Here is an 18,850-nt window from a genome sequence, read left to right as displayed (position 1 = left end):
CTTGGTTTGGGAATATAACATGATAAACCTAGTTTCAGGCAATGCCCTTTATTTTATTGATAAAGAAATTGTACCAATCCGCTATTGAGGTCCTGTAGTTTTTCGATGTCTAGTAACCCAGATCTAAAAGGTAGCAGCTTTACGCTATCTGTTTTGCACTTATCCGATGATCAAGTCGAAAATGCAGTCTCTTTTCTTCAAGAGAAAGTAGACCAAGCACCTACGTTTTTCGCTGCCGCGCCTGTTGTTATCAACATCAGCAAAGTCGCGGGCGATATCGATTTTGTGCAACTTAAAAATGGTATATCTCAAGCGGGCATGATCCCGGTTGGTGTGGCTGGCTGTTCTGATAAGCGCATGCAAAACCTCGCTAAAGAAGCCGGTTTTGCAGTGATGACGGCAAGCAAGTCGCCGTCTCAAGCTCCAGCGAAAATGGCACCAATCAAGGTGATTAGAACCCCTATTCGTTCTGGTCAGCAGGTTTATGCGAAAGATGGCGATCTATTGATACTCAGCCATGTGAGTGCAGGCGCGGAAGTGATTGCCGATGGCAGCATCCATATTCATGGCACTTTACGCGGCCGTGCGATTGCAGGTGCAAGTGGTCAAACTGAAGCAAAAATAATTTGTAATGACTTACAAGCCGAGCTGGTTTCCATTGCTGGAAATTACTGGCTCAGCGATCAAATTGAAAGCGAGTACTGGCAAAAGAAAACCATGTTCAGTATGGCAAACGATGTATTACACGTTGATGTCCTCGCAATATAAGAGAAATAAAAGGAAAACAGAATGGCACGCATTATCGTTGTAACGTCAGGTAAAGGCGGGGTAGGCAAAACGACCTCCAGTGCAGCTATTGCCTCGGGTCTGGCTTTAAAAGGAAAGAAAACCGCAGTTATCGACTTTGATATCGGTCTGCGTAACCTAGATTTAATCATGGGTTGTGAGCGTCGTGTTGTGTACGACTTCGTTAACGTTATCAATGGTGAAGCGACGCTGAACCAAGCGATGATCAAAGACAAGCGCACCGAGAACCTATTCATTCTTCCTGCTTCTCAAACTCGTGATAAAGACGCACTAACAAAAGATGGTGTTCGTCGTGTCTTTGATGAACTGGATGAAATGGGCTTTGATTTCATCATCTGTGATTCTCCTGCGGGTATCGAACAAGGCGCTCTGATGGCGTTGTACTTCGCTGATGAAGCGATTGTAACCACGAACCCAGAAGTCTCTTCAGTACGCGATTCAGACCGTATTCTAGGTATTCTTGACTCTAAATCTCGTCGTTCAGAAGACGGCTTAGAACCAGTGAAAACACACCTTCTACTGACTCGCTACAACCCAGCACGTGTAACTCAAGGTGAGATGCTCAGTGTGGAAGACGTTGAAGAAATCCTGCACATCTCTCTACTGGGTGTAATTCCAGAGAGCCAAGCGGTACTCAATGCATCGAACAAGGGTGTTCCCGTTATCTTTGACGAAGCAACCGACGCAGGTATGGCTTACAATGATACTGTAGAGCGACTACTGGGTAGCCAAGTTGACTTCCGCTTCTTAACGGAACAGAAGAAAGGCATCTTCAAACGACTGTTCGGGGGCTAATGCACAATGTCATTATTAGAGTTTTTTAGACCACAGAAAAAGACAACCGCAAACCTAGCCAAAGAACGTTTGCAGATCATTGTTGCCGAACGACGCAGCCATGACGACCCAGCGCCGTCTTACCTGCCGCAACTAAAAGAAGACATCTTGAAGTGTATTGCCAAGTACGTTGAGGTCGATCCATCAATGGTTGATCTAACTTTTGAACACAAAGATGACGACATCTCAGTGCTAGAGCTGAATGTTAAGCTTCCAGAAGAAGATCGATAATCTTTCTGAACAAGATTGGCAGGTAATACACTTGCTTGTATTGATTGAATAAAAAAAGAGAGCCTAGGCTCTCTTTTTTGTATCTGCAGTTTATAGCTGTAACTAAGTTAGGCTTTAAAGCAGCAAACGGTTATTTGATCGCTTTACTCAGCTTTTCGCCAACCACATCTAAACGCCAGCCTTGCATAACATCAGGCAGCTTCTCTGGGTTACGATCGTGCTTCCACACCCAGCTTAACACTTGGTTAAGTTGCTTCTTAGATGCCAAGAATTCCGTCGCCAAACCGCTGTGTTGTGATGCTGTTTTCACTTCATCTTTCAGCACTTTGAAGAGTTGCTTGTAGCCAGGGAAGTCCATTAGACGTTCTACTGGTGCTGGGTACTCTTCTTCTGGTGTATGTTCAGCTAACTTAACAATTGAGCTGATCTTCGCACCATGGCGACGCACAGAGCGGTAATCGAAACCTTCTTGCTCCATGTGCTTAGGATCTTTCATCGCAAAACGCGCCACAGCCCATAGGTCTTGTTCTTTGAAGACAAAGTTCAGCGCCAAATCGCGCTTGATTGCTTCTTTTAAACGCCAAGTTGCTAGAGGTCGTAAGATCGCTAGCTGCTTAGGTTTAAGCTGCCACGCCCCTTTAATATCAAGGTAGGCTGTATCTGGGTTTACTTTACGGATGCGCTTGGCAACTTGTAAATCAGACTCTTGCTGAGCCGCTTCCCACCAGCCAGCTTCCATCACTTTTTCTAGAAGCTTATTGTACATTGGCATTAGGTAATGCACGTCTGCTGCTGCGTAGTCCAATTGCTTTTGAGAAAGCGGACGCGCTAGCCAGTCGGTACGAGATTCACTCTTATCGAGATCGACACCGACAAACTCTGAAACCAGAGCAGCAAAGCCAGTTGATAAACCATGACCTAAGAAAGCTGCCATGATCTGTGTATCAACCATTGGGGTTGGTGTGCAGCCAAATGCATTTTGGAACACTTCCAAATCTTCACCGCAAGCATGCAGCACTTTCAGAACAGAAGCGTCTTTCAACAATCCAACAAATGGTGTCATTTCACCAAGAGCAATAGGGTCAATCAGTGACAGCGTTTCACCATCAAATAACTGAATCAAGCCTAATTGAGGGTAATAGGTTCTTGTACGAACAAACTCCGTATCAAGCATAACGACATCGGCTTCACGTGCTTGTTGGCAAACTCGCTCAAGGTCTTTCAATTGGGTAATGATTTGATAATCCACAAAAACTCTCACAGGTTTCTATTTGATCGCCGGATACAAAAATGCCGACATTAACTGTCGGCATTCTAACACCATTTTTCAGCGCTCGCTTAGATTAAGCGCCTCTATGGTTATGGTGCAGTACTTTCTCGTAAACGGGCTAGTTATTCGCTAGCGCGTTTCGCAAGTTCTGCATCGTTTTCTTCACGCAGTACGCGGCGTAAGATCTTACCTACGTTAGTCTTTGGAAGATCATCTCTGAACTCGACTAATTTAGGGATCTTGTAACCCGTTAAGTGCTCACGACAGTGCGCGATAATGTCTTCTTTGGTCAGGCTAGGATCACGCTTAACCACGTAGATCTTAACTAACTCACCAGACACTTCATGAGGTTGGCCGATAGCTGCTACTTCTAACACTTTACCGTGCAGAGCGACGACGTCTTCAATCTCGTTCGGGTAAACGTTGAAGCCTGATACAAGAATCATGTCTTTCTTACGGTCAACGATGTACAACAAGCCTTCGTCATCAAACTTAACGATGTCACCTGTCGATAACCAACCGTCTTGATCGATCACTTCTTTGGTCGCTTCAGGGCGCTGCCAGTAACCTTGCATCACTTGAGGACCACGAACTTGCAGCTCGCCCACTTGGTCATTTGCAATAACCTTACCTTCATCATCAACAATACGAACTTCTGTCGATGGTACTGGTAGGCCGATAGCACCTGTGTAGTCTTTAAGGTCGTATGGGTTACCTGTTACTAGTGGTGAACACTCAGTTAAGCCATAGCCTTCCAATAGGTGAATGCCTGTCGCTTTCTTCCATTGCTCAGCAACAGCGCGTTGAACCGCCATGCCGCCGCCAACAGATAGGCGTAGGTTACTGAAATCCAACTCGTGGAAATCTTCGTTATTAACTAGCGCATTAAACAAGGTGTTTACGCCGGTAATTGCGGTAAACGGAACCTTTTGCAGCTCTTTAATAAAGCCAGGAATGTCACGAGGGTTAGTAATTAGAAGGTTACGACCACCCATCTCTACAAACAGTAAGCAGTTCACCGTCAGTGCAAATACGTGGTAAAGCGGTAATGCCGTTACAACCAACTCGCGGCCTTCTTGCAGAACAGGACCGTAAGCCCCTTTCGCTTGAAGTACGTTCGCAATCATATTGCGGTGCGTTAGGATTGCGCCCTTAGCAACACCCGTAGTACCACCTGTGTACTGTAGGAACGCAATATCATCACCCGCCATGAACGGCTTCACATATTGAAGACGACGACCTTTGTGCAGCGCTTTTCTGAATGAGATAGCACCCGGCAGATCATACTTAGGCACCATGCCTTTAACGTATTTCACTACGAAGTCAACAATTGTCCCTTTCGCACGTGGCAGCATTTGCCCTAGGCTAGTTAGAACAACGTGTTTAACCGGTGTGTTATCAACGACTTTCTCTAAAGTGCTCGCAAAGTTAGATACGATAACAATCGCCTTTGCACCAGAATCGTTCAGTTGATGTTCAAGCTCACGAGGTGTGTACAGTGGGTTGACGTTCACTGCAATCATACCTGCACGCAATACACCAAATAGTGCAATTGGGTATTGCAGTAGGTTTGGCATCATTAGCGCGACGCGATCGCCCTTCTTCAGTTTCAAGTCATTCTGCAAGTAAGCGGCAAAAGCACGGCTGCGCTCTTCAAGCTTACGGAATGTCATAATCGAGCCCATGTTCTCGAATGCAGGTTGGTCCGCGTACTTCTGTACCGACTGTTCAAACATTTCTACAAGAGATGGGTACTGATCTGGGTTGATCGTTTCTGGTACGTCACTTGGATAACGTGAAAGCCAAGGTTTATCCACGATGTTACTCCTCGTTTATCAGCTGACGACTGCTTCGCCGCTTTTTATCATTGCGGTATTACAGCACAGCTTTAGTGCATGAGCACTAAAAGGCTCAAACACTTGTTTAAATTTTGTTAACTACACCAAGAATTAGCTCTGAAACTAGCTCTGGGCTCTCTAAATGACAATGATGTCCACCAGGAACAGTCTCTATATGCAGAGGACTATGCACTGATTTGTAGCGATTATGCTGCAAATGTCTGAATCCATCATTCCCTAGGATTATTAATTGAGGGCATTCAATAGCCGCCATAATCGCTTCAGCGTGCGCCTGTGACATTCGATATAACGAGTCACATTTTAGATTAGGGTCGCAGCGCCATTGCCAAGAGTTCTCGAACTCGACAATACCTCGCTCAACAATAGGAGCGATTAATTCAGCATTAATTTGGTTGGCGTGAGCTCTCAGCTTAATAGCATCCTCAAGGCTTGCCAGAGGACGTGAAGGCTTTCTTCGCTGTCGAAGACGACTGAGTACCCCATCCCTCAAGCGAGAGACTGTTTCGTGGGGAACTTCAGAAAGAGGTCCGTGACCTTCAATTTGAATTAATCCTGACACCTTTTCAGGAAAGGCGGCACTATAGCAACTTGCTATCAATGCACCAAGTGAATGTCCTACCAGTACCAGTCTGTTTGGCGATAATTTAGTCACCAACTGATGCAAGTCATCAATATAATCATGAAATGGGTAGTAACTTCCCGATTTGTGCGACGAGAAGCCGTGTCCGAAGAGATCGATAGCTACAAGGTGAGCATTGGGAGCAAACTTGGCGACTTGCTGCATAACCTGATTAAAACTGGACGAATTATCCAACCACCCATGAATAAAAACGACCGTCGTTGCGGTCGTTTGTGGGTTGCCAATCTGTTGTGTTGCAAGCGTCCCGCTCGCGAGGGAGTATGACTTTTCAATCATCAAACATGTAGTTCCATCTGTTTGCGTAATCAACATCGGATAAAGTTAATTACTCTACGTCCTGTATCACTCGACCTTGTCTTGGCATCGTTTGAAAACTGCGGCAATGTAAACTTCTGCACGAGTAGTAGGTTGGTGCAAAATCGTTAACAACAACGCGCTCAGTAATGTTCCACAGTCGTTGGTTGTCCACTTTCATCACAGGGAAGGTGTAAGGGTATTCCCCTATTTTTCCATCTTCACTTCCGCTTGACTGACCAACCAATGTAATCAGACGGCCTTCTGCAAAACTTAGAGGCTCAACATACCCTTCAATATAACCAACAAAACGTCCACTTGGCTCTGCGTCTAGATCTGGCTTACCGCTACTCGAAATCGGCATATTAGCGACTTCGATTCGAGTCCTGTCTTTCAAGTTGGTCACTTTAGAGATAACGCCACCTAATCGAACACTTTGCGCATCCGGTAGTTGGTCGACCCACTGTTGGTAATCGCTAATCACGGGCTCTGATTTTGCTTCAAGCTCGCTAGGAAGTGATGAACACCCGGCAAGTACCAAGACACCAAGAGAAAAGGCTATTAAGCGTAATTTAGAGAGATAATTTGACATGGTTCTGGTCCTTAAACAGGCATTAATAAGAAGCTCTAGATGTAGATATCGACACCGATAAGCATTGCAAGTTCTTCTTTCTTCGCCTGATTCATTACGTCCATATACTCTTCCATAGCCTTACGTCCTCGGCCTTCTGGAAGATCATACTGGATTTGAGCCTTGTGTAGTTCAGACTCTTTAACTTGACGAATAGAATGAGAAACAGCATTAGCCACCTTAGTCGGTTGCCCAACCGCAGTGCTAGCATCAGATTTTTTTGCCTGCTCCTTCTTTTTGATTCGATTCGGCTTAGACGTGCTGCCTATCGAAGAAGGAGGTAAGTTGTTAATTGATACCATGACTAAATATCTGCCCTCTCAAATCTAAATAATACGCATTTAGACCTAATTTGCATCAGAACCTTGTAAAAATTATTCGCGACCTGGCAGTTTCTTCCAAGTCACTTTGTCACGAAGATAAACTGGCTCAGACTCTTCTGCTGCAACCGCTTTACCTTCTGCATAAGCGAATTGAGCAAGGAACGCCATATCTTGAGCTTCTGGGAATAGCACTTCACACGCTTTGGTGTTGATCGCAAGTGTATCCATATGCTCAGAGTAAGCTTCCCAACCGGTACCGACTTTCGCCCATGTTTCAGAATCTGCTTCTAACTGCGCAGCCAATTTACTTGGTGGCGTTACACATTCGGCATCAATCGCAGTCCAACGACCATCTTGTTCGCGGCTGTAACGCGCCCAGTACACTTCGCTCATACGCGCATCAATTGCTGTCGCAACATGAGTTTCACCAAATTTACGGTAGCTGCCTTGCGCCATCGCTGCCAGTGTAGAGACACCGATCATCGGTAAATCCGCACCAAAAGCTAAGCCTTGAGCAATACCAATACCAATACGTACACCCGTGAAACTGCCTGGGCCTTGGCCAAACGCGATAGCATCGATATCGGTTAAAGCGACATTCGCTTCTTTCAGTACTTCATCCACCATAGGTAGAATTTTTTTCGTATGGTCTCGAGGAGCCTCTTCGCTACGTGCGAACACCTGGTCACCCATTACTAATGCAACTGAACAGTTTTCAGTTGCGGTATCTACTGCAAGAATTTTCGCGCTCATTTGTGTCTCAAATATCTGTTATCTAATCTAAAAATAATGGCTAAACTCAACAATGCCAATTAATCAGCAGCGGTTGAATGGTCTTTAGCTAAGAATTCTTTAATGACCCCTAAGTCACGGGTACGTGGAATAGGCGGTAAACTCGCCAAAAATATGCCACCGTAATCGCGAGTCACCAATCGGTTATCGCAAATAATCAAAGCGCCATTATCGCGCTTGTCACGTATCAATCGGCCGACACCTTGTTTCAAGGTAATCACAGCGTCTGGCAACTGTACCTGTGCAAAAGGATCACCCCCTTTTAATTTACAGTCCTCGATTCGAGCCTTAAGTAAAGGGTCATCAGGGGCCGTAAAGGGCAATTTATCGATGATAACACAGCTTAATGCATCGCCCCTAACATCTATCCCCTCCCAGAAAGCGCCAGTAGCCACCAGCAATGCGTTACCTAATTCCATGAATTCGGCTAAGGTTTTTTGCTTACTTGTCTCACCTTGCAGCAGAACTGGAACTGAGAGGGTTTCACGGAATCGCTCCCCCAACTCTTTCATCATACTGTGCGAAGTACACAAGAAGAAACAGCGACCTTGGTTTTGCTCAATCACTGGGGTCAGCATTCTTACTAACTTATCGGCTAAGCCTGGGCTATTTGGTTCAGGAAGATATCGAGGAACACACAAGCGTGCCTGATTCGGGTAATCAAACGGGCTCGGCAGTGAAAACTGAGCCGACGGCTTTAAGCCCAGTCGAGAGGTAAAGTGGTCAAAATCATCTGACACCGCCAAGGTTGCCGAGGTAAACACCCAAGCGCCCGGCTTCAGTTCAATCTGTTCGTGGAATTTATCTGCGACTGACAATGGTGTGATGTGCAAAGCGAATTGCCTTGGTGTTGTGTCATACCAATAGGAGTATCCCGTAATCGACACATCGCACACACGTTCAATGCGTGACTTAATCATGTTTGCACGTTCGAAAGCCGTGTCTAACAGTTGGCTTCGACCCAATGCTAGCTTCAATACATCGACGGCCAGTTGCAGCGCATCTTGTAGACGAACAAGTTCTCGTGCAATCGACTCAGATTTTAAGGCCTCACGCCAATTACCACGAAAGCCAGTATCACCCAACACAATGCGTAAATCGGCGGCAGACTGAACGAGCCTATCACCCACCTTTTGTAACTGACGCATGTCTTTCGCTTCAGTTCGGTAGGCAATTTCGATGTCTTTAGCGAGCTCATTAATCTGTCGGCTCGACACAGACTGACCAAAATATTGGCTAGCAATATCGGGAAGCTGGTGCGCTTCATCGAAGATAAACACGTCTGCTTCTGGGATTAGCTCACCGAATCCAGTTTCTTTGATCGCTAAATCGGCTAGGAAAAGGTGATGGTTCACGACGACCACATCTGAATCCATCGCTTTTTTACGCGCTTTAAGTACAAAGCAATCGGTGTAGCTTGGACACTCTTTGCCTAAGCAGTTGTCGTTGGTAGAAGTAATTGTTGGAATGATTGGGCTATCTTCTGCAATATCATCACAATCGCCTAAATCACCCGTTTGTGTCGCAGACGACCAACTACGAACTTTCACCAGTTGTGCTAGCAATGTGGGATCGGTGTGAGTGCCATGACTCTCGATCATTTGACGGCTGAGTCTGTCCAAACACAAATAGTTTGAACGCCCTTTGAGTAACGCAACTTGACCATAAAAGCCAAGCGCATCGACCATCAAGGGTAAATCTCGGTGAAACAGCTGTTCTTGAAGGTTTTTAGACCCCGTACTAATGATGGTTTTCTTGCCACTCAGCAGTGCTGGCACTAAGTAAGCAAAGGTCTTACCGGTACCCGTTCCCGCTTCAACAACTAATTGGCTCTGTTTCTCAATAGCTTGTGAAACCGCTTCAGCCATGTCTAGCTGAGCTTGTCGTGGTTGAAACCCGGGGATCGCTTTACCCAGAGCACCATCAGCAGAAAACGTTTTAGATATCATAGAGTACGAAGTTTAGAAAAATAGAAGGCGAATTATGGCAGGTTTAGTGAGCCGGCGCGAATCAAGAATGACTTCGCACCGGAGGTGTTTGATTTAGTTTAACGTGACTTAAGCTACCTTGAAGGTAAGAATTGAAGAAGTAGGAATTAGAGAATCGTTTTTATTTTCGACCTAGATAACGTGACAGCCAAGGGGCACCTTCAAAATGGTTATCATCGGGCTGTATGGCTTTCACTGCATCGGTTGGTGAGGTCTTACTTTCCCACATTTCATCTAGAACATGACTATCTAACTCGGTACCTCTCGCCAATAAATTCACTCGCTTGCAGTACAGTTTTTTGGCTAGTAACTCTTTATCCATAAGTATCACCTCTATTTTTGGCCAAGGCGTAAATGCCTCGGTTGAAGTTCAAATGCGTACTACGGTCAAAACTTTTAAAAATGAAGCTTCTGCCTGTTTTTCTATCTAAAAACTGATATTTCCATATCAAACAATTTATCAAAGCGATAAATGAGCAGCAGAATTTGTTGAAACCAACTTGATAATAGATTAATTATAACGGTGATATTGCGGCTCAGTTCACCGTTCGACGGCCTGCATTTAATTTGAAGAATAAAAATATTTCATGGAAGTAAGATGCAAATGGAAAGAAAAACTTTACTAACACATTGTACTGATGCCCCGGGCCTCATCTCTAAGATCACCAACATTTGTTATAAGCACCAACTCAATATTATTCACAACAATGAGTTCGTAGATAACACAAGTGGCCACTTCTTTATGCGCACCGAGCTTGAAGGCTATTTCAATGATGAAACCTTGCTTGCCGATTTAGACCAAGCCCTGCCACCAAACACGAAACGTAAACTTGTTGATTCATCTCGCAAGCGTGTTGTGATACTCGTGACCAAGGAAGCACACTGCCTTGGCGACATTCTAATGAAGAATTTCGATGGCAGCTTAGACGTTGAAATTGCGGCGGTTGTCGGTAACTACGACATTCTACAAAGCCTAACCGAGCGTTTTGACATCCCTTACCACCATGTTTCTCACGAAGGGTTAAACCGTGAAGAACATGAGAAGAAGATGCTAGAAGTGATTGACCAATACGAGGCGGATTACCTTGTTTTGGCTAAATACATGCGAGTGCTGACACCAGGTTTTGTTGAAAAGTACAACCACAAGATCATCAACATCCACCACAGCTTCTTGCCAGCGTTCATTGGCGCGAAGCCATACCAACAAGCGTATGAGCGCGGCGTGAAGATCATTGGCGCAACGGCACACTTTGTGACGAATGATTTGGATGAAGGTCCAATCATCAAGCAAGATGTTATACCTGTGGATCACAACTTCAGCGCGAAAGACATGGCGCAAGCCGGTCGTGACGTAGAGAAGAATGTATTAAGTAAGGCGTTAAACAAGGTGATCAATGATCATGTGTTTGTTTACGGCAACAAGACTGTGATTCTGTAAGTCGAGGATTCGATTTCCGGTAAGACTTCCAGTTAGAACCCAATAAAAAACGCGCAATAGGGTTTACCCATCGCGCGTTTTTTGTATCTGATGATCAAACTCGCTTTACGAGATTCCCAATTACGCTCCTTCGTCGCTATCGGGAATGACGGCTCTCGTGGGTGATTAAAGTCATGGCTATACACACGTTAATCACACGAGTCCGCTATGAAGCACAAACCCGAACTCGTGTACGTCATTCCGACGAGCCTAGGCGAGATCAGGAATCTATTATCAGCAACTCTTAAGCCTGTTCTGATTCCACAATTTTCTTCAAAGAGTGTGGATGCAGCTTGATGCAAATCCCTTGATGTTTAAAAGCCACCGTTGGGTTATTCAGACGTTCACCCTCGCCTTTCGGGCTAGAGAGTTTGATCTTAACGCCTTGCTCAGCCAGCGTTTCAAAGTTAGCAGCGAACTGCGGGTAAGTTTCTTTAAGATCCGCTAAGTACTCATCAGCCGTTTGGGCGTGAGAAGGAATCACAAACTCTACATGTTCCCAATCTTGGCTTGGGTAAATCTTACCTTCTGCAGGATATGGCAGCTCCAAGCATTCAATTTTCCAGCCAAGGCTTTGCAACGGTTCATCGAAAGCCAACACCACAATTGGACGACCATTAATCATCGCCTCTGAAATTGTAGAGCCGTACTCAGACCATGCTTGATGGGCAGATTTGGCTAGCTCAGTGTCATTGATTCGCAGCGCAATATGATCGGCTTGAGCAAAGCTTAAATCCAAACCCAATGTATTTCCTAGGTTCTCGATTTTTGCCATAAAGGTATCAAGGCGGGCGATCATTTGTTTTGGTTCTAGTTCAGCTTGCTTCAGGCTCATCATCATTGTCTGTGTTCTCCAAATAATGGCTGCATGTTATCAGTTTTGCCTTTTGCAACAAGCGTTGCTTTTACAAAAAATACTCAATAGGTATGTTCTTTCTGCTCCTTAAACATGCAAACGCGTCTTGCTAAAAGTCGATTGTCAAAAACCACTCAGGAAATGTTAATTTTCTATCAATTCGACCTATAAGAAACCCCACAAAATTGGTATGATTAACGCCATTTTTGTGAACTTAAACAGTGTCTGTTGTTCATTTCGGCATTAAATCGTTAACTAGACGCATAATTAACCAATTTAATGACCTCGAAATAACGGCCACTCTTATCATCCTTGAATTGAAGGAAACGCGTGTGAATATCCAAGCACTTATCAATGACAAAGTATCTCAGGCTCTAGAAGCCGCTGGCGCACCTGCAGGCTCTCCTGCGGCTGTTCGCCAATCTGCAAAACCACAATTTGGTGACTACCAAGCAAACGGCGTTATGGGCGTTGCTAAGCGACTAGGCACTAATCCTCGAGAGTTTGCTCAAAAAGTATTGGACGTTCTAAACCTAGACGGTATCGCTTCTAAAGTAGAAATCGCAGGCCCAGGTTTCCTTAACATCTTCCTAGATGAAGCTTTCCTAGCACAACAAGCAGACGCAGCATTGGCTGATTCTCGCCTTGGTGTTGCAGTAGCAGAAACACAAACAATTGTTGCGGATTACTCTGCACCAAACGTTGCGAAAGAGATGCACGTTGGTCACCTACGTTCAACGATCATCGGTGATGCGGTAGTTCGTACTCTTGAGTTCCTAGGCCACAACGTTATCCGTGCTAACCACATCGGTGACTGGGGTACTCAATTTGGTATGCTTATCGCAAACCTTGAGCGCGTTCAAGCTGAGTCTGGCGAAGTTTCAATGGAACTTGCTGACCTTGAAGGCTTCTACCGTGAATCTAAAAAGCTTTACGATGAAGACGAAGAGTTCGCAGTTAAAGCACGTGGCTACGTTGTTAAACTGCAAAGCGGCGACGAGTTCTGCGCAGAAATGTGGAAGAAGCTTGTTGACGTAACAATGATTCAAAACCAACGCAACTACGACCGCCTAAATGTTTCTCTAACACGTGATGACGTAATGGGCGAAAGCATGTACAACCACATGCTTCCAACTATCGTTGCTGACCTAAAAGAGCAAGGTCTTGCTAAAGAAGATGACGGCGCACAGGTTGTATTCCTAGACGAATACAAAAACAAAGATGGCGACCCAATGGGCGTTATCATCCAGAAACGTGACGGCGGCTTCCTTTACACAACAACAGATATCGCTTGTGCAAAATACCGTTTTGAAGAACTAGGCGCAGACCGCGTACTTTACTTCATCGACTCACGTCAACACCAACACCTGATGCAAGCTTGGACTATCGTTCGTAAAGCAGGTTACATCCCAGAGTCTGTTTCTCTTGAGCACCACGCGTTCGGCATGATGCTAGGTAAAGATGGTAAGCCATTCAAGACTCGTGCAGGCGGTACTGTTCGTCTTGCTGATCTTCTTGATGAAGCCGAAGTTCGTGCAGCGCAGCTAATCGAATCTAAGAACCCAGAACTAGCAGAAGACGAGAAGAAAGCGATCGCGAACACTGTTGCTATGGCAGCGGTTAAGTACGCAGATCTTTCTAAGCACCGTACTACTGACTACGTGTTCGATTGGGACAACATGCTTGCATTCGAAGGCAACACAGCACCGTACATGCAGTACGCATATACTCGTGTTGCTTCTGTATTTGCTAAAGCTGGCATTTCTATGGACTCGCTTGAAGGTGAAATCAAAATCACTGAAGAGAAAGAGAAAGCACTTATCGCGAAACTTCTACAGTTTGAAGAAGCAGTTCAGTCTGTTGCTCGTGAAGGTCAACCACACATCATGTGTAGCTACCTGTTCGAACTAGCTGGTCAATTCTCTAGCTTCTACGAAGCGTGCCCTATCCTAGTTGCTGAAGACGAAGCTGTTAAGCAGAGTCGTCTGAAGCTTGCTGCACTAACAGCGAAGACTATCAAGCAAGGTCTATCGCTTCTAGGTATCGATACTCTAGAGCGCATGTAAGCGATTCAAGAAAATTAGAAAGGTTGGCGTGAAAGCGTCAACCTTTTGTTTTATCTGGAGGTTTGTTTACTCGATTATTTATACGATTAACTAACCTACACGCAAGAGAGCTCCTATTTCGCTCCTTCGTCGCTCTAGGAGATGACGAGAATAGGTGTAGTGAATCCAAGACAGCATCAATGATGCGCCATCAAACCACACCAAATCGTTATTACTTTCCCCAACCGTCATTCCCTACAGTGAGGGACAAACATGATAGGCAATCCCCTAAAACACGTAACAACAGCAAACCAATTCGTTATCACTCCCCCCAATCGTCACTTCCTTTAGTGAAGAACCAACGTCATTGAGAATCCACCTCTAGGCGCGTAACACTAGCAAAGCAATACACCATCACTTCCCCAAACGTCATTCCCTACAGTGAGGCACGAACGTGAAGGGGAATCTGCTTATTGAGAACGTAAGCCCTAGCCACATTCAAACTCCGACCTTATACTCATGTAAAACAATTAACTGGAAAGATCATGAGCTTCGAACTTCACCCGCAACTTGCGAAAGACACCACACTTATCGGCGAATTTCCACTGAGCTTGGCTCTGCTACACAAAGATAACGCAGTGCCTTGGGTTATCTTGGTACCAAAACGTGCCAACCTAAAAGAGTTGCACCACTTACCAATGAAAGAGCAACAGCAGTTCCTACATGAATCTCAGGCGGTAAGCCAAGCACTAGAAGCCACGTTCCAACCAGACAAATTGAACCTTGGTGCGCTGGGTAACATGGTGCCACAACTGCACATTCACCATATTGCACGCTTTAAAGACGACATTGCTTGGCCTGGCCCAGTATGGGGAAATACCAAAGGTGAACAGCGCAATGAAGAAGATCAAGCTGCTATCCTGACTCGTATTCAAAACGTTCTGTCACTGAGCTCTATCTTCAAGAAAGCATAATTCGACTTGGTTTCGTTGAGCTTAAAAGCAAAACACTTCAGAAAAGACACATCACAAAAAGCCGCTCATCTTAGATAAGCGGCTTTTTATTTTTCTAATCTCGCCTTTTTCAACGAGAGTCTGAAGACCTGAACTACATCATCACGTTAAGCGACAAACCATCTTGTTTGCTGATGGTGTAGCGAATACGCGTTGTATGACCATGCTTATTCGTATCGACCAAGCGAGATACTTTCCCTTTCTTGACCCACACACTCAGCATCGCATCGACGCCATCTTCACTCATGCCAAACTTTGCAGCGAGCTCTTTACGAGCCGCAACGCCTTGGCTATCAATGTATTGATGAAGTTCAGTTAAAATCATACTACTTGCACCTCTAGTGCTTTCTGCTTACTGCCCACTTTCTTGAAGACGCGATACGTCACCACAAAACCACCAGCAATCGCCACCATCCATACTGCACTTGTCACTGGGTGTGCAGCAAAGTTTGCCGCTTGGTAGTAGAAAGTCGCACCAAAGTAACCAAGAGCCATCGTCCAAACCGCGATGAAGCGTGCAAACGTCTGACCAAATTCACGAACATAAGCCCCCATCGCTGCCACACAAGGCGTGTAAAGCAGGATAAGAATCAAGTAAGCGAACGCCGCATGACCAGATACAAACTTGTCTTTCAAGTTACCAAAGATAGAGGTATCGACTTCTTGGTCAGCTGCCACAGAGCTTGAATCAGACAAGTCGCCAACTTCAATACCTAATGGATCTGAGTAGCTCAAACCGGCTAGGTTTTCAGGGATTGTCATTACCGCTTCTTGCAGGCTTGCTGCTAAGTCAAACTCAGCCGCTTCTTCATCAGAAGGCGTTGTGTATAGGCTATTTAATGTACCTACAACAGCTTCTTTAGCGAAAATACCCGTGATGATACCAACCGTTGCAGGCCAGTTCTCTTCAGTGATACCAATCGGTTGGAATACGGGCGTTACAATTTGAGCCGCTTTAGACAGTACTGAGTTTTCGCTGTCTTCGTTACCAAAGCTACCGTCCATACCTAGAGAGTTTAGGAAGCTAAGAATAGCCACAACCATCACGATTGTTTTACCTGCACCAAGTACGAAACGCTTCAGCTTCTGCCAAGTTTTCAGCATTACGTTTTGCACTGTCGGCAATTCGTAATCTGGCATTTCCATCACTAAGCTATCGCTGCTACCTGGGTAGATCGTGTTTTTCAGGAAAAGGCCCGTAAATACAGAAGCAACAATACCCATGATGTACAGAGCGAATACTACGTTTTGTCCAGCGCCTGGGAAGAACGCCGCTGCGAACAGTGCGTATACCGGTAAACGAGCACCACATGACATAAACGGCGCCATTGATGCTGCCAATTTACGTTCGCGCTCTTGGTCAAGAGTACGAGTTGCCATGATTGAAGGCACGTTACAACCAAAGCCCAGTACAAGTGGGACAAATGCTTTACCCGGTAAACCAATCTTCTGCATCACTTTATCAAGTACGAATGCAGCACGAGCCATGTAGCCTGAGCTTTCTAGTACCGCTAAGAATAGATAAAGCGCAGCGATAACAGGAATAAAGGTCGCAACCGTTTGGATACCACCGCCAATACCATCAGCAAGTACAGTGACTAACCAAACTGGTAAATGGCCATCTAATAAGTGGTGTCCACCATCAACTAATATTGCCCCAACACCAATATCGAAGAAATCGATAAACGCACTACCGATATTGATAGAGAACATGAACATTAGGTACATGATGACGAAGAAGAAAGGAATACCGACCCATTTGTTCAAAATGAATTGATCGGCTTTCTCTGTAAAATTACGGCTTAGTTTGCCTTCGCTGCGACGAACACGTTTACAAAGGTCATGTAAGAAAGTGTATTTAGCGTCAGCAACAGCAAGGTCAATATCGAAATCGGCACCAAGACGCACGCTATCAATTTGAGTGCGAGTTTGTGGAGCCAGTCCATTCAATACCAAGTAATCATTCTCTAAAGCACGAATCGCGAGCGCTCGGTGAGATACGTCAGCATCATCAAATTGTGACTCAACAGAAGGAATAAGAGCTTCTAACGCGGCATCGTAATCAATAGAGATAGGGTCAAGGCTCACACCTTGAACAAGCAGTTTATGCAGACGCTCTTTAAAGCGAACCACTTGACCTTTATCGTTTGCAGACAAGCTTAGAACTGGGCAACCTAGCTCTTTCTCTAGTGCTTTAAGGTTAATCACCTGACGTTCGCGCTTTAATACATCCATTTTGTTCAACACAACGATCATTGGACGGCCCAACTCACGTAGCTGTAATGTCATGTATAAGCTTCGTTCTAGACAGCTAGCGTCGACAACATTGATGATCACATCTGCTGGGTGAGTTAAAACAGCGCGAGACGCGATAGATTCATCGATGCTGTTCGCATCATTACCACTGTCTAGTGCGTAGATACCCGGTAAATCCGTTAGTTGAAACTGATCACCTGCGTGCGAGTATAAACCCGTCTTCTTTTCAACAGTGACACCAACCCAGTTACCAACGTGCTGCTTGGCACCTGTCAGTGCATTGAACAGTGTTGTTTTACCACTATTCGGGTTACCAACGGTAAGAACTTGATAATCCATTTAGATAACCTCGATTTGTTCTGCAATGCTTTCACGAATGGCGATAGAAACACCTCTCACTTCAACTTGAAGCGGATCACCCATAGGTGCACGGCGGATAAGCGTCACCTCGGTTTTTGGCAACATACCCATGACCATAAGTTTCTTCCTTACGTCTGGTGTTAAACCTGTTAGTGCAACAATAGAAGCCGCCTTTCCTTGCTCTAGTTGTGAGAGTTTCATAAGTACCCAATTCGTGACTGATAATGAGAAAGATTGTTATTAACGCTATGATACACATACATGCCCACAATTCTATTGTGTGAAATCAATGTTTTCGAAAATACATACTCGTAAATTTCGTTAAAAACGTTTACGTCAAAAACGTTACTTTCAACAACTAGCGAGAACTACCTCACTAGTACAAACCCTCTCAGCCAACAATAAATTATTAACTATCAATCACTTAAAATAATGTCGGTTTTCTCATAGGCATCTGTCGTTAATTTTATAAGTAAAATAAGTACCTGGACGTATAGTTACTCCATCGAAGAGAAACTACTTCTCTTTAATTTTATTCCAGAGGTGATATGGCTTTGCTATATCACTCCGGCAGCAAGCGAAGGTGTCATTGGCACCCGTGGTATAGTCCCCCCGGCTATGCCACGATATTTTTTTTCTTCCCTTTGTATTATCCCAACAACCTTTTTAAACTCCCCATTTATCTCGTATCTCGTATCTCGTATCTGATGTGACCCCATAAAAGTAGACACTTAATACAGAGCATTGAGTGTCATGAAAGTAAAATCACAAAGACAATATACAGACGAATTTAAACGAGAAGCTGTTCAGCGATCTCTCGATTCTTCTGATACCGTTAAGTCAGTAGCACTATCCTTAGGAATATCGCCGGTGCTACTTTCTAAATGGAGATGCCAAATGACATCGAAAAAGACTAACTCCCTCCCAATACCTAACCACGGCCCCGAAAAATCCGTTGCACAACTGGAGAAAGAGATCCGTCAATTGAAAAAGAAGCTTGAGATGGCAGAGGTGGAGAATGATTTCTTAAAGGAAGCGAAGGCTTTCTTCGACAGCCAAAAAGAATAAGGTTCGAGTATATCCTTAAGAAGGCCAGTGTGAAGCTTCCTGTCATACGACTATGCCAATGGTTGGGCGTTTCTAAAGCGGGTTATTACAAGTGGCTAACAAGGAA

General features: G+C 44.9%; 19 protein-coding genes. 7 read left to right on the top strand and 12 right to left on the bottom strand.

The genetic code is table 11. From position 1 onward, the window contains the following. The first annotated feature begins 105 nt into the window (after positions 1 to 105). Genes minC through minE form a run of 3 tightly spaced genes read left to right on the top strand, consistent with a single transcriptional unit; the run spans position 106 to position 1,872 of the window. The gene (gene minC / locus IQQ51_RS05015; RefSeq protein ID WP_017063419.1) at positions 106 to 768 is read left to right on the top strand and encodes a septum site-determining protein MinC; all 663 of its coding nucleotides are present in this window, start codon (positions 106 to 108) and stop codon (positions 766 to 768) included. Positions 769 to 789: 21 nt separating this feature from the next. Then, complete coding sequence (minD, locus tag IQQ51_RS05010) at positions 790 to 1,602, top strand: septum site-determining protein MinD (RefSeq protein ID WP_009848498.1); 813 nt, start codon at positions 790 to 792, stop codon at positions 1,600 to 1,602. A 6-nt stretch (positions 1,603 to 1,608) separates the two neighbouring features. Further along, a complete protein-coding gene (gene minE, locus IQQ51_RS05005) occupies positions 1,609 to 1,872 on the top strand; it encodes a cell division topological specificity factor MinE (RefSeq protein ID WP_010436847.1) in 264 nt (87 codons plus the stop codon). A gap of 130 nt (positions 1,873 to 2,002) precedes the next feature. Here the strand turns inward: minE and rnd are convergent, their stop codons facing one another. The 8 genes from rnd to IQQ51_RS04965 form a co-directional block, all read right to left on the bottom strand. Continuing rightward, on the bottom strand, positions 2,003 to 3,121 hold the full coding sequence (gene rnd, locus IQQ51_RS05000) for a ribonuclease D (RefSeq protein WP_050620928.1): 1,119 nt from the start codon (positions 3,119 to 3,121) through the stop codon (positions 2,003 to 2,005). Between the two features lie 143 nt (positions 3,122 to 3,264). Beyond that, positions 3,265 to 4,959: a long-chain-fatty-acid--CoA ligase FadD gene (fadD, locus tag IQQ51_RS04995; RefSeq protein WP_017062375.1), complete on the bottom strand. Its 1,695-nt coding sequence runs from the start codon at positions 4,957 to 4,959 to the stop codon at positions 3,265 to 3,267. Between the two features lie 106 nt (positions 4,960 to 5,065). Continuing rightward, positions 5,066 to 5,917 carry an alpha/beta fold hydrolase gene (locus tag IQQ51_RS04990; protein ID WP_193840584.1) on the bottom strand — a complete coding sequence of 284 codons (852 nt, stop codon included), beginning with the start codon at positions 5,915 to 5,917 and terminating at the stop codon, positions 5,066 to 5,068. Between the two features lie 49 nt (positions 5,918 to 5,966). Next, positions 5,967 to 6,527, bottom strand: coding sequence for a Slp family lipoprotein (locus IQQ51_RS04985; RefSeq protein ID WP_050620930.1), 561 nt, complete (start codon positions 6,525 to 6,527; stop codon positions 5,967 to 5,969). Positions 6,528 to 6,562: 35 nt separating this feature from the next. Further along, a complete protein-coding gene (locus IQQ51_RS04980) occupies positions 6,563 to 6,868 on the bottom strand; it encodes a chromosome partitioning protein ParA (RefSeq protein ID WP_193840526.1) in 306 nt (101 codons plus the stop codon). A 72-nt stretch (positions 6,869 to 6,940) separates the two neighbouring features. Continuing rightward, a complete protein-coding gene (gene tsaB / locus IQQ51_RS04975; RefSeq protein WP_193840525.1) occupies positions 6,941 to 7,642 on the bottom strand; it encodes a tRNA (adenosine(37)-N6)-threonylcarbamoyltransferase complex dimerization subunit type 1 TsaB in 702 nt (233 codons plus the stop codon). A gap of 59 nt (positions 7,643 to 7,701) precedes the next feature. Further along, entirely contained in the window at positions 7,702 to 9,630 is a 1,929-nt protein-coding gene (locus tag IQQ51_RS04970; protein ID WP_193840524.1) for an ATP-dependent DNA helicase, read from the bottom strand. Positions 9,631 to 9,790: 160 nt separating this feature from the next. After that, a complete protein-coding gene (locus IQQ51_RS04965) occupies positions 9,791 to 9,991 on the bottom strand; it encodes a hypothetical protein (protein ID WP_122081836.1) in 201 nt (66 codons plus the stop codon). A 282-nt stretch (positions 9,992 to 10,273) separates the two neighbouring features. On the opposite strand from IQQ51_RS04965, the gene purU reads away from it, so the two are divergent. Continuing rightward, on the top strand, positions 10,274 to 11,107 hold the full coding sequence (purU, locus tag IQQ51_RS04960; RefSeq protein ID WP_059020334.1) for a formyltetrahydrofolate deformylase: 834 nt from the start codon (positions 10,274 to 10,276) through the stop codon (positions 11,105 to 11,107). A gap of 283 nt (positions 11,108 to 11,390) precedes the next feature. On the opposite strand, the gene IQQ51_RS04955 is transcribed toward purU, so the two are convergent. Next, a complete protein-coding gene (locus IQQ51_RS04955) occupies positions 11,391 to 11,987 on the bottom strand; it encodes a VOC family protein (protein ID WP_193840523.1) in 597 nt (198 codons plus the stop codon). Positions 11,988 to 12,334: 347 nt separating this feature from the next. Between IQQ51_RS04955 and argS the strand changes: the two genes are divergently transcribed. Next, on the top strand, positions 12,335 to 14,068 hold the full coding sequence (argS, locus tag IQQ51_RS04950) for an arginine--tRNA ligase (RefSeq protein ID WP_017063415.1): 1,734 nt from the start codon (positions 12,335 to 12,337) through the stop codon (positions 14,066 to 14,068). Positions 14,069 to 14,592: 524 nt separating this feature from the next. Then, entirely contained in the window at positions 14,593 to 15,021 is a 429-nt protein-coding gene (locus tag IQQ51_RS04945; RefSeq protein ID WP_048610423.1) for an HIT domain-containing protein, read from the top strand. Between the two features lie 133 nt (positions 15,022 to 15,154). Here the strand turns inward: IQQ51_RS04945 and IQQ51_RS04940 are convergent, their stop codons facing one another. The 3 genes from IQQ51_RS04940 to IQQ51_RS04930 are packed head-to-tail and all read right to left on the bottom strand — an operon-like array spanning position 15,155 to position 17,877. Then, the gene (locus IQQ51_RS04940; RefSeq protein WP_010436811.1) at positions 15,155 to 15,385 is read right to left on the bottom strand and encodes a FeoC-like transcriptional regulator; all 231 of its coding nucleotides are present in this window, start codon (positions 15,383 to 15,385) and stop codon (positions 15,155 to 15,157) included. Further along, on the bottom strand, positions 15,382 to 17,655 hold the full coding sequence (gene feoB / locus IQQ51_RS04935; RefSeq protein WP_048615063.1) for a Fe(2+) transporter permease subunit FeoB: 2,274 nt from the start codon (positions 17,653 to 17,655) through the stop codon (positions 15,382 to 15,384). Before feoB ends, IQQ51_RS04940 begins: the two co-directional genes overlap by 4 nt. Beyond that, on the bottom strand, positions 17,656 to 17,877 hold the full coding sequence (locus IQQ51_RS04930; RefSeq protein WP_004734203.1) for a FeoA family protein: 222 nt from the start codon (positions 17,875 to 17,877) through the stop codon (positions 17,656 to 17,658). It lies immediately after the preceding gene. A 552-nt stretch (positions 17,878 to 18,429) separates the two neighbouring features. On the opposite strand from IQQ51_RS04930, the gene IQQ51_RS04925 reads away from it, so the two are divergent. Continuing rightward, entirely contained in the window at positions 18,430 to 18,744 is a 315-nt protein-coding gene (locus tag IQQ51_RS04925) for a transposase (protein WP_082153993.1), read from the top strand. The last annotated feature ends 106 nt before the right edge of the window (positions 18,745 to 18,850 follow it).

This window comes from Vibrio sp. OPT18, from assembly GCF_015163615.1.
GTDB classification, from domain to species: Bacteria; Pseudomonadota; Gammaproteobacteria; order Enterobacterales; family Vibrionaceae; genus Vibrio; species Vibrio coralliirubri.
The sequence above is the reverse complement of the archived record's forward strand: the minus strand, read 5'-3'. Positions and strand labels throughout refer to the sequence as shown.